We start from the raw sequence: 11,385 nt of genomic DNA, 5'->3' as shown, positions 1-11,385 counted from the left end.
GCCCGATGGACAAGTCAATTCTCGAAGTCGACAATCTGCGCATCCGCTATGGCGGCGCTTCGGCAGAAGCCGTCCGTGGCGTCTCTTTCACGCTGGGCCGCGAACGGCTGGGGATCGTCGGCGAATCCGGTTCCGGAAAATCGACCGTCGGGCGTGCGCTGCTGCGCCTTCTGCCCGGCGCCACGATCACCGCGGACAAATTGCGGTTTGGAGACCTCGATCTCCTGACGCTCTCCGAAAGGGAGATGCTGAAGGTCCGCGGCCGGCGCATGTCGATGATCCTTCAGGATCCAAAATTCTCGCTCAACCCGATCCGCCGGGTCGGCGACCAGGTGGCGGAGACCTATCTGCGCCACTTCAAGTGCTCGAAGGCAGAGGCTCGCGACAAGGCGCTCACCATGCTGGAGGCGGTCAAGATCCGTGACCCGAAGCGGGTCTTCGAGCAGTATCCGCATGAAATATCCGGTGGCATGGGCCAGCGGGTGATGATCGCCATGATGCTTTTGGCCGACCCGGACCTCGTCATCGCCGACGAACCCACCTCGGCGCTCGACGTTACCGTCCGGCTTCAAGTGCTGAACATCCTCGACGGCCTCGTGCGCGACCGCGGCATTGGCCTCATCATGATCAGTCACGACCTGAACCTCGTGCGCAATTTCTGCGACCGCGTTCTCATCATGTATGCCGGTCGCGTCGTCGAAACGCTCGCCGCCCAAGACCTCGACAGGGCCGAACACCCCTACACGCGCGGCCTGCTGGCGGCCCAACCGCGGATCGGTGGAGGGCGTGCGCCCCTCGCCGTGCTCGACCGCCAACCCGAATGGCTGGAGGAGAAAGCCTGATGTCCGTATCCGTCGAAACGCGCGAAGTATCGATCACCTTCGGCGCCGGCCCTGCCGCGGTCAGGGTCCTGCCGAGTGTCAGCTTCTCGGTCAGCCCAGGCGAATGTTTCGGGCTCGTCGGTGAAAGCGGCTCGGGCAAATCCACGGTGCTGCGCTGCATCTCGATGCTGACCGACATCTGGACGGGTGACATTCTCCTCAACGGCAAGTCGGTACGCGAGATGCCGCTTATCGAGCGCTGCCGCACGCTGCAGATGGTGTTCCAGGATCCGTACGGCTCGCTGCATCCGCGCCAGTCGGTGCGCACCGTACTCAACGAGCCACTGGTGATCCACAAGCTCGGCGACCGCGAGGAACGCATGCGCAAGGCGATCACCGATGTCGGCCTGCCCATATCCTTCCTCGATCGCTTTCCCCACCAGCTCTCCGGCGGCCAGCGGCAGCGGGTGGCGATTGCCCGTGCGCTCATTCTGGAGCCTTCGCTTCTGCTTCTGGACGAACCGACGTCGGCGCTCGATGTCTCGGTGCAGGCTGAGATCCTGAACCTGCTCCAGCGCCTGCGCGAAGAGCGAGGCTTCACCTACATCATGGTCACGCACGATCTGGCCGTGGTCGACCATATGTGCGACCGCTTTGCCGTGATGCTGCACGGAGAAATCACCGAAGTGCTGCCGCGCGAAGCGATCCCCGCAAACGGCGCCACGCATCCTTACGCTCGAGAACTCATCGGAGCCTCGCTTGAATACGAAAGGGCGCATTGATCGCCCTCACCAGGTTAGGTCCGGTAATCCCAACAAGGCGCCCCTGATTCACGGAGGCGCCTTTTGACGTCAGGGCGATCCAACGGACCTGTCGCCGATGTGTGAAATGACCAGAAAATAGCGGCAACGTCCGCGACAACTTTGTCGCCAACTGCAAGGCAGGGATCGCGGCGGGTTTTCCGGATCACCCAGCCCTACCCGAACGATAAACAAAGTTTATCGCGGGCGTCTGCGTCGAAACGCCATGCGACGAGATCTTGCGAAAACGGCTGCCTTCCACGCGGCGCCGTTCGACACCGATCCCTTTGACTGGAATTCTCGACTGCACCGAGGCTGTGCAATGGTATCTGACGCGCCGTCCTGGCCAACATCCGCTCGGCATTGCGGAACGCGCTCCAAGGGCCCCACCTTGTGCGTCTGTCCTTCAGAGGTCGACTTGTAGTAAGTGCGTAGAGTAACGCCAGACGTGAATTGGGCGCGTCGTTCGTTTCCCTTGGGAACTGCGATGTGAAGCCAGAGACCAGCTTGCAACAGCACTCTTCGCAGATCTCCGCTCTCGCTCACGTAGGCAGCGATCCATGTTTTCGCGTGTGCCGACGAGGTACCGGTTCGGATGGCTGTCGCAGCTTTTGTCTGGCGAACGTGAAAAAGGCGCGTGTTGCCACGCGCCTTGTCCGAACTCGCTACGAAGACCTGAAGGATCAGCGCTCCTTGGCGACACCCTCGAAGCGGGAGAGCCAGGGGCTGACGATCATGCCCTTCACATCGCTTCGAAACGCAGCCGTATCGACCACTTCCGAGAACGGCTGGATCGACATGACGATCTCGTCCATGTAGGCCTGCACGCCTTCATAGAGTTTGGCCTGCTTGGCCGGATCGCGCTCAACCAGTGCTTCCTCGATCAGCTTGTTCAATTTTTCGTCGTAGAAGCTGGTGCGCCAGCTCTGGTAGTTGGTGAGCTTCGCATCGTCCGAATTGTCAGGATTGTAGGCGATGGAGCGCAGGTTGTTGTCCGGATGCGGCTGCTGACCGCCGCCGCCGCGACCAAGCAGCAGTTCGAAGTTTCGTTCGCGCATCGCACCGTAGATCTGATCACCCGAACCGCTGATGAGTTCCGCCTGGATCCCCGCCTGGGCGAGCGTGTTCTGGATGGCGGTCGCCGCCTTCATGAAGGGGTCTTCGGAAAGGACCCGCAGCGTGGTCTTGAAACCGTCGGGGTAGCCCGCTTCGGCCAGCAGCGCCTTGGCCTTTTCCACGTCCAGCTTGTAGCCCTCATCCGGCAGCGCGCCGATAACGCCTGTTGACAGCGGCCGCTGATGCAGCTTGCCGTAGTAGGGCATGACGGCCTTGTCGAGGCCTTCGTAGTCGATGAGGTATCGCAGCGCCTCGCGTACCTTCTTGTTGGCAAAGCGCTCGTCTTTCATCGAGACGCTGAGATAATAAAAGCCCGAACCCGGCGTTGATGCGATGGTAATCGCCTTGTCGGCCTCAAGCGACTTGAGATCCGGCGCCTGGAGGGAATAGGCAACGTCTATGTCGCCTTTCTCCAGCAGCAGACGCTGCGACTGGGATTCCGGCAGATGGCGCATCAGAACGCGCTTCATCGCCGCCTTTTCACCCCAATAGTCGTCGTTCCTCGTCAGGATGATGTATTCGTTCGATTTCCACTGGGTGAGCGTGAAAGGACCTGAACCGGCCGAATTCAGCGTCAGCCAGGCGGCACCAAGGTCGCCGTCCTTCTCGTTCTCGAGCGCCGTCTTGCTGTCGAGTATGGAGCCGGGGCCATTCTGTGCCAGGATCATCAGCAAAAGGTTCGGGTCATCGGGCTTCGCCAGATTGATCACGAAGGTATGGTCGTCTTCGGCGACAAAGGCCTTGTCGGCATTCTCAAGCGTGAAGCCACGCGTCTTGAGGAAGGACGACTGCGCCAGGTTCCGGGCGAGCAGACGCTTCAGGCTCCAGGCCACGTCGCCGGCCGTAACGGGATTGCCGGAAGCAAATTTCGCATCGGCACGCAGGTGAAAGCGGATCGATTTGCGATCCTCGGCGATCTCCCAGCGCTCGGCAAGACGCGGCTGGACGCTACGGTCCTGCGGCGAAAGGATGACCAGCGTGTCGTAGATGTTATTGAGCACCTGCACGGTCTCGCGGCCGGTGATGGCAGCGGGATCGAGCGTCAGAATGTTGCTCATGGTCGTGGCGACGACCAGTTGGTCGGCCGGTGTCTCGGCCAGCACGCCGATCGGTGCGGCCGTGGCGAGAAGCACGCCGAGCGCGGCTTTTATGAAAAAGTGTCTCATGTTTCCTCCTTTTGCGGCCATCCTTGCGGATTTCGGCCTACCAGTTTGACAACCCGCCCGCCTGCTCCTCCGCAGGCGTTGAAACGGATCAGGCTAGAATTGCGCCGACGGGAACCGCGAGTGCACGGCCGATGGCGGCGGTCGCGGCCGCTTCCAAATGCACGCCATCGATCTCGGATCCACGCGCGACTGCACCTGCATCGAAGAACGCGTGGCCGAGTTCGCCGGCGAGCTTGCGGTAGAGCGGTGAGAGCCGCTCGGATTCCGCCACGCTCCGGCCGGCTGCCGGGTGCCCGCCTGGACCGGCGGAACAAGGCGGCGGTGCGACGATCAAAAACTTCGGCTTCGGCCCGCTCGGTTTGTAAGGAAAGGTGTCCACGATCTGCGCCAGGCGGCGCATGCCGGAAACGGCCCCTTCTGCGCGCCCGCCATGCACAGGCTTGATGTCGTTCGTGCCGAGCATGACGATCACCAGATCGAGCGGCATATGGCTGGCAAGCGCCACCTCCAACGCCTTGGCGCCATTGCGGCAAGCGGGTCCGGCATGGTCGTCGTAACAGGTGGTGCGCCCGCCGAGCCCTTCCGATATGACCTTTGCTGCGCCGCCAAGTTCCCGACCGAGAACGTCCGGCCAGCGGCTCTCGGGCGGATGGCGCAGACCCGTCGCTGGATCCGCACCCCAGGTCAGACTGTCGCCGAAGGCGAGAACGGTCTTCATTGCCCAATCACCTCGCTCGTCACCGTACGCGGTTGTTCTCGATGAAGTCGAAATCGATGTCCTCGCCGAGCCCTGGCCTATTCGGCACGTGGACATACCCGTCGCGATCCATCGGATCGGAAAGCGACTTCAGATAGTCGTGGCCGTCGTCATATTCGAGGAACGGGTGCAACAGGCCGCGTTCGTACCAGCGGCAGTTCTTGGTGGCGGCCACCACATGCAGGTTCATGGCGGTGTTGCCATGCACCTCGCATTCCATGCCGAAGGCCTCGGCCAGATGCATGGTCTTCAGCGCGGGGGTAATGCCTCCGACGTCGTTGACGCCGGTGCGCAGTATGTCGCAGGCGCCCGCCTTGATCCACTCGGCGCGGTGCCAATGCTTGCCTGCAGCGCTTTCCGGACCGACCACGGGAATGTCGAGATTGTCCGCGAGCCACTTGTAGGAAGAAAGCGATTGTTCATCCATCGGCTCCTCGATCCAGTCGAAGCCGAGCTTCTCAAGGCCACGCCCGAGTTCGAGTGCATCGGTGCGGGAATACCAGTGGAAGGCGTCGATCATCAAACGGATATCCGGACCCACGGCCTCGCGGACGGCCGCACAGGCCTTGAGATCCATTTTCACGTCAGGCGCCCAGCTGACCGGCGGCATCCAGGTGTGCAGTTTGATGCCCTTGTAGCCGCGCTTGACCAGCGTCTCGGCGAACCGACCGTAATCCTCCGGCGTTGCCAGGCCATTCTCCAGCTCGTCACCGCACATGATCGAGCCATAGGCCAGCACCTTGTCGCGATAGCCGCCGATCAACTTGTATACGGGTTGATCGAGGGTTCTGCCTGCCAGGTCCCACAGTGCGCAGTCGACAACCGCAAGCGTACGGTCGGTGAGTTGCGCAGCGGAGCCGCGCTGCCAATGGGCAAGGTCCTGCCATAGACGCTCGCGATCGCGATGGTCCTGACCGACGAGGACCTTCTTCACGAATTTCTCGATCAGATGCGGGCGAACGATTTCGGGCGCTGTGAAGGAGTGCCCTTCCTGCCCATCCTCCGTGCGCACGGTGAGCATTGCCTGCTCAACCTGGTGCGGCGGGCCTGGATGCGCGTGACCAGCACTGTCGGAATGGCGGCGTGTGGTCGTGCGGAAGACCCGCACCTCGACGTCGGTGATGATCATTGTTCCTCCGGTATGCTGATATGGCCGGCTTCCCGCGCCACCCTGTATAACACATACTTAGACAGATCATCATCTACTTGTCAAATCTGTATAACAAGTTTCTTCAAATGACTGACAAGCTCCGCTCTCGGGACATGCCTTGCGAATACCGCGCCTGCGACATTTCCCGCTCTCCGTTCGGCCAAGGGATCACAGCTGGTCTCCAGATACTGCGACCATCTTCCCTTGCATCGCCAGAGCGACATCTATGCTCGAGAAGGCATCGACCTCGATCGTTTGACGCTTGCCGGATGGCTCGGGGTGATGGTGGTGCTGCTGAAGATCCTGAGTGAAGGGATCGGTGCCCGCTCGCGGCCTTCTGCCGTATAGCGGAATGACATGATCGCCGGGCGCGACGCTCGTTACTCCCTCGCCCCCTCGATGACGACACCCGCACCTTCGTGACCGAGGACACGGGAAAAATGCCCTCCGGATCCGCACCTGACAACGTGAAGGCATCGGTGTGACAGACCCCGTATGCGAGATCCGCACCAGGACTTCGCCTTTCTGAGGCGGAGCGACATCAAGCTCCACAATTTCCAGTGGTTCGCCAGGCGCAAATGCGACAGCGGCACGTGATTTCATAATGATCCTCGTTTCCTGTTTTGGTCTCACTATCGAGATTGGTGTTCCGGGATAGCCAGTGCCGACATTCCGCGATCGAAAAGCAGAGCATGACGGAGGAGTGATGTCAGAGGATCGAGAGCGCACGTTCGCTGTTGATTTGCCGGACGCGAATACGACAGACTCCGGTATCTAAACCTGGGACATCGTCCAGGACCTTGTTTGTGGGGATGCCCCCCTAGCCCAGCTTTTCGGCTTTTCTCCGGAGGAACCCATTTGCGGACTGCCCCTCAAATCGCATCTCGATCGCGTTCATCCGGCAGACCAGCCACGTTTGGCCAAGGAGATCACCGAGACAATCGTTGGCGGACTGGCGTACAGTCTGCCTATCGCGTCAGCACGCGTGGTAGTCGCTATATCTCGGTCGTTGCCTTCGGACGATGTTTCCGCAATCGCAAAGGCACGCCGGTGCTCTGCTCAGGTATAGTTGTCCTGGAAAGCGCGACTTCCACCAATGACAACCGACCACACTGAGTTGTTCGCTTCAGCCCTTCGAGCGCGGTTCAAAGTCGCCTCTCAGGAGCGCGTCGCGAACACGGCCACCGGCCTATCGCGCGAAGCGTTGGTTGCACCGTGTTCTCAAAACCGAACTGCCTTTCACCTGCTTCATCGAGCACGTAACGGCGTCGCCTCGCGACGACATTGACGCCAAGCGGCGAGCTTCATCAAAGCTGCTCCGCCTGGTAGAGAGATCTGAAGCTGCGCTCTGCTTTTTTTACTGGGTGGACGACATACAGACCCACCGTGCCATAGGCGTTAACCCCTTTTGTTTTCAGGGAAACATGCGATAGTTGAGATGCGGCAAGGCTAGGTCAGGAGGGGCCATTATGAACCTTGAAAGGATCGGTAGATCCCGCTTGAAATTGAGGCTTCCTGCGTTACGAGCGATGATTGACGCGCAGCAGACCCCCGCTTTTTGCGCCTTGTGTGAAGAGTATGCGATTGTCGGCATGGCCCGTGGCCAATTGGGCGCTACAGTCGAATACAAGCCCGCCGAACTCTCCGATCTGGAGATCGTCAGCGTCGAAATCGAGCGAGATGTCGACCGTCTGCTCCATACACCGAACGTAAAGCAACTACGGAGCTAGAACGTTAGGCGCAGACGCATGCATGTTCTGTCGATAGGCCGCCATGTTGCTGATTTCACGGTGTCAGGAGCTATCTTCCCGGTTGGCAGCCCTAGGAGCAAGGCGATGGATTTCGAAAAGATTGGGCGAGCGCGCATGATGATGCGGCTGCCACGACACCGCAAACAGATTTCAGATGCCAACTTTCTTGCCATCAACGATTTGCTGGAAGCCTATGGCCTTGCCGCAATGAAGCGCGATGAGTTGCGTGAGCAACTGATGCCAGAACCCGCATCGGTGGATGAGTATGACGAACTCTGCCAGAAGTTGGAGGACGACCTTATCCGGATGCTGGCGAGCGTCAGCCCGCGATTGGTGCGCTAGGCATTCTGCGACTAAGGGCAACAGGAAAATGTATCGAGGGCATCGCTAGGCGAGCCCGAACATCACAAAGTATTCGCGTTCATCATGGGAGAGTCTGTGGTGTCCTGTTTTGAGAGGTCATGCTCGCGATGCCGCCTCAAAACACCTTGCCTTCTTTCAGATGCGTGGTCGTGCCGTTCAGCAGGTAGTCGCCCAGCACCCGTGACTTGTGCAGCAGCGGATTGTGATTGAGCACGGTGCGGATGTTGCGCCAGTGTCGGTCGAAATTGTTGTTGCGGGACGTCGCCGATCCACCGCCCAGATCGAACATGCGCTCGGCGCTGCGCAGGCCCAGTTGACCGAGAACCAGTTGTGCGCGGGCAGTCGAAAGCGCGCTGGCTATCAGGGCATCCTCGATCTCTGTTTCGTTGCCCCGGCCGAGCGCTGCAATCGTCCGGTCGAGGGCGCTGGCCGCCGCGGCGACGACGGCGTCGATGGCAAAGGAATTGGCGGCGATTTCGCCGATCACCTGTTGCACGAAGGGGTCCTGGTTAGCAGTTTCCGCCATGCTGTGAGCGGCCGATCGCGCTTGACGGCCAACGTAGGCGAGCCCGTCGGACAGAACATTGCGCACGACGCCGGCCGCGCTGGCAGCGAGATGCAATTGCCGCAAGGTCGAGCAGTGGCGACCGACGAGATTGTCAAGCGCGCGCCGGGTAAATTCGTGCGGGAACACCTCGACATTGTCGAGGATGACGCCGCCGCTGGCGGTCAGACGCTGCCCCATTCCGTCCCAGTCGTCGAGAATGGTGATGCCCTCACGATCGACCGGCAGGAGAACGCCGACCGCCTGCCCGTCCTCGTCGAGCGCGCTGAACGAGGCAAAATCGGCAAAGGCGGTTCCTGTCGCATACCATTTGCGACCATTGAGCCTGTAGGTGCCGCCCTGCCGTGTGATCGTCGTCGTCACCTGCCCGGGCCGGGCGGTGCCCTGCTCCGTGTGGGCGCCACCGAACAGCTTGCCGGCAAGGATCAGCTCGACGGCACCGGCATCCCGCTCGCGCGGCTCGCTGAGGATGACGTTTTCGACATAGTTGAAGTGCGAGCGGAGCGCGTGCGCCACGTTGGAATCGGCAGCTCCAATCGCAGCGATCATCTCGATATAGTCGGCAACCGAACCACCCGGACCGCCAAGTGCCACCGGGATGCGCAGCGTTCCCAATTCGAGTTCACGAAAGAGCTCGAAGGCCTGGAAGGGAAGTTCGCGCGAGAGGTCACGCTCGGAAGCGCCCTTGGCGACTTCGGCCACGAAGCCCGGAACGCGGGCCAGAAGCTCCGTGCGCGTCGGGCGTGAAACACTTTGCACTCTGGTTATGGTCACGCATCAACTCCAACTGAAGAGAAACGGCGCAGCCTGGTCCCCTCCGGCTGCGCCGCGCCGTCGACGCTCTCACGTCGAGGCCATCGACGATTGCTCGCCGTGGTCACCGACAACTATTCGTCGAGATAGATATCGGCGCCGTTGCTCCAGAGATGCTCGACACCCAGCTTCAAGTTCTTAACCCGCTTGTCGTAGACGGTGATGACCGCCGGAGTGACGATATCGAGCGTCGGCAGGTCCGCGACCACCTGTTTCTGGAACGCGTTGAAGAGCTCCAGCCGCTTCTTCGGATCGATTTCGACGGCCGCGGTTTCAAGCAGGCGGTCGACTTCCGGATTGGAGTACTTTGAGCCGTTGGTGAACGGCACGCCTGGCTTGAAGTTCTTCGACCAATAGAGGCGCTGCACGCCGACCGTCGGATCGTAGAGATTGCTCATGCCCTCGATGGCGATATCGAAGTCGCGGTCGGTGAAGACCCGCTTCACGAAGGTGGCAAAATCCTGGGTGCGCAGTTCGACCTTGATGCCGACCTTGGCAAGCGCCTGGGCGATGTACTCCGCCGTCTGCTTCGGCGGGCCGGAGGGCTGCGTCGGGTCGATGAACAGCTTGAACCGGAAACCGTCGGCGCCGCGGGCATAGCCGGCCTCGTCGAGGAGTTTCTCGGCCTTGGCCGGGTCGAACTCGTACTTCGGCAGATCCGGCGTGTAGAACTTCACGAGATCGGGGCTGACGGGGCCGTCGAGACGCGTCGCGTAGCCCAAATAGACAGTGTTGACGATGAAGTCCTTGTCGACCGCATGGGCGATGGCGTGGCGCACCTTGATGTCGGCGAGATACTTGTTCTCAAGGTTGAATTCCGCGCGCGCGATGCTCGGCGAATAGGGCGCAGGATCCGTATCGACGACGAGATTGGGGTTTGCCTTCAACCGATCGATATCGGTGAGCGGCAGATTGGCAGTCGAGACCTGCACTTCGCCGGTCTCGATCGCGGCAACGGCCGCCGCCGGATCGATGATGAAGCGGAAGATGATCTGGTCGAGATAGGGCTTCGGCGAACCCCAGTAGTCTTCGTTGCGAACAAACAGCGCATGGCTGCCGCGCACCCATTCGACGAACTTGTAGGGTCCGGTGCCGACAGGCGCGACGTTGTGCGGGTTCTCGGCGATCTTGGTGCCTTCATAGAGATGCTTCGGCACGATCGGGGCTTCAAAGCTTGCAAAGGCGGTCAGCAGATAGGGAGCAGGCTTGGAGAGGATCAGCTCTACCTCATGCGAGTTGAGCACGTTTGCCTGCTGCACATGCGCAAATGTCGCCCGCCCGCGCGGATGGTTTTCCTTCAATGCGAGGATGGAGAAGGCAACATCCTCGGCGGTGAAATCCTTGCCGTCGTGCCAGCGAACACCCTGGCGCAGCTTGAACCAATAGCGCAGGCCGTCTTCGCTAACCGTCCATTCGGTCGCCAGCAGCGGCTGCGGGTTGAAGTCGCGGTCATAGGTCAGCAGGCTCTCGGTGGCTTTGCCGCTGATATAGTAGGCTGCACCTGCGCTATGAGCGATCAAAACCAGGACCGGCGGTTCGGTGCCGATATTGATCGAGACGCTGCCGCCGCGCGTCGGCTCTTCGGCGGCGAGAACAATCTCGGGGATGACCCCGACGGCGAGAACGGTTGCCAGCGCAACGCTCGAAAGCAGGAAAGCGCGGCGGGTCGGTTTCGGTGTCCCGGTTTGTCTCGATGTCATGTTGAAGTCCCCAAGCAGGCGCAGCATCAGGAGGCAAGCGCTGGTTCGATTTCGCGCACCCATCATCGGGTGATCCACGCCAGAATAGATACTCCACTAAATTTATGGTGATAATAGATTTCTAAAGTCAGCGTCGCTTGTGAAAAATGCTGCATGGCCGCCGTGCCGGGGCCGAAATATCTCTCGCCACAACCATGTTCTCTCAAATTTCCAGCATTTCGCCGAATTCGATGATCGGCAGCGGCCGCCACCAAATGGCACGGCCACCTCAATTCCTGGCATCGGGCGCCTTGTTCCGGCGCAAGCAGAAGGAAAGCGAACGAAAAATCCCGACATCGGCGAACCCTTGAAAAGCCATCCCAAGATAAGCGCGCAAAACGCAA

The 11,385-nt window shown here is 60.6% G+C and carries 9 protein-coding genes and 2 pseudogenes; 5 read left to right on the top strand and 6 right to left on the bottom strand.

Annotated features, from left to right (window positions below):
* Positions 1-5 precede the first annotated feature (5 nt).
* Both AC1Q80_RS17110 and AC1Q80_RS17105 read left to right on the top strand, forming a co-directional pair.
* Positions 6-842 (top strand): ABC transporter ATP-binding protein, encoded by an 837-nt coding sequence (locus AC1Q80_RS17110; protein ID WP_492361226.1) that lies wholly within the window; start codon positions 6-8, stop codon positions 840-842.
* Positions 842-1,603, top strand: a complete 762-nt coding sequence (locus AC1Q80_RS17105) for an ABC transporter ATP-binding protein (protein WP_492361225.1) — start codon at positions 842-844, stop codon at positions 1,601-1,603. Before AC1Q80_RS17110 ends, AC1Q80_RS17105 begins: the two co-directional genes overlap by 1 nt.
* Before the next feature lie 701 nt (positions 1,604-2,304).
* Here AC1Q80_RS17105 and AC1Q80_RS17100 read toward each other — a convergent pair.
* The 3 genes from AC1Q80_RS17100 to AC1Q80_RS17090 all read right to left on the bottom strand — a co-directional run bounded on the left by AC1Q80_RS17100 (position 2,305) and on the right by AC1Q80_RS17090 (position 5,789).
* Positions 2,305-3,903 carry an ABC transporter substrate-binding protein gene (locus AC1Q80_RS17100; RefSeq protein WP_492361224.1) on the bottom strand — a complete coding sequence of 533 codons (1,599 nt, stop codon included), beginning with the start codon at positions 3,901-3,903 and terminating at the stop codon, positions 2,305-2,307.
* Between the two features lie 88 nt (positions 3,904-3,991).
* Positions 3,992-4,621 (bottom strand): SGNH/GDSL hydrolase family protein, encoded by a 630-nt coding sequence (locus AC1Q80_RS17095; protein ID WP_209792070.1) that lies wholly within the window; start codon positions 4,619-4,621, stop codon positions 3,992-3,994.
* Between the two features lie 19 nt (positions 4,622-4,640).
* On the bottom strand, positions 4,641-5,789 hold the full coding sequence (locus AC1Q80_RS17090; RefSeq protein ID WP_492361223.1) for a mandelate racemase family protein: 1,149 nt from the start codon (positions 5,787-5,789) through the stop codon (positions 4,641-4,643).
* Between the two features lie 195 nt (positions 5,790-5,984).
* On the opposite strand from AC1Q80_RS17090, the pseudogene AC1Q80_RS17085 reads away from it, so the two are divergent.
* Positions 5,985-6,143 (top strand): annotated as a pseudogene (locus tag AC1Q80_RS17085) (IS66 family transposase); the annotation flags it as partial.
* 9 nt (positions 6,144-6,152) lie between these two features.
* Here the strand turns inward: AC1Q80_RS17085 and AC1Q80_RS17080 are convergent.
* A pseudogene (locus tag AC1Q80_RS17080) lies at positions 6,153-6,413 on the bottom strand (alcohol dehydrogenase catalytic domain-containing protein); the annotation flags it as partial.
* Positions 6,414-7,279: 866 nt separating this feature from the next.
* On the opposite strand from AC1Q80_RS17080, the gene AC1Q80_RS17075 reads away from it, so the two are divergent.
* A complete protein-coding gene (locus tag AC1Q80_RS17075) occupies positions 7,280-7,540 on the top strand; it encodes a hypothetical protein (protein WP_173421645.1) in 261 nt (86 codons plus the stop codon).
* Positions 7,541-7,645: 105 nt separating this feature from the next.
* Complete coding sequence (locus AC1Q80_RS17070) at positions 7,646-7,903, top strand: hypothetical protein (protein ID WP_209792072.1); 258 nt, start codon at positions 7,646-7,648, stop codon at positions 7,901-7,903.
* 136 nt (positions 7,904-8,039) lie between these two features.
* Here AC1Q80_RS17070 and AC1Q80_RS17065 read toward each other — a convergent pair whose 3' ends face one another.
* Positions 8,040-9,263 (bottom strand): acyl-CoA dehydrogenase family protein, encoded by a 1,224-nt coding sequence (locus AC1Q80_RS17065; protein WP_492361222.1) that lies wholly within the window; start codon positions 9,261-9,263, stop codon positions 8,040-8,042.
* A 113-nt stretch (positions 9,264-9,376) separates the two neighbouring features.
* Positions 9,377-11,002 (bottom strand): ABC transporter substrate-binding protein, encoded by a 1,626-nt coding sequence (locus AC1Q80_RS17060; protein WP_173421642.1) that lies wholly within the window; start codon positions 11,000-11,002, stop codon positions 9,377-9,379.
* Positions 11,003-11,385 lie beyond the last annotated feature (383 nt).

This window comes from Ensifer sp. GW823-FHT05D09 (genome assembly GCF_058795755.1).
Note: the sequence above shows the minus strand (reverse complement) of the source record. Positions and strands in the feature narration are given on the sequence as shown.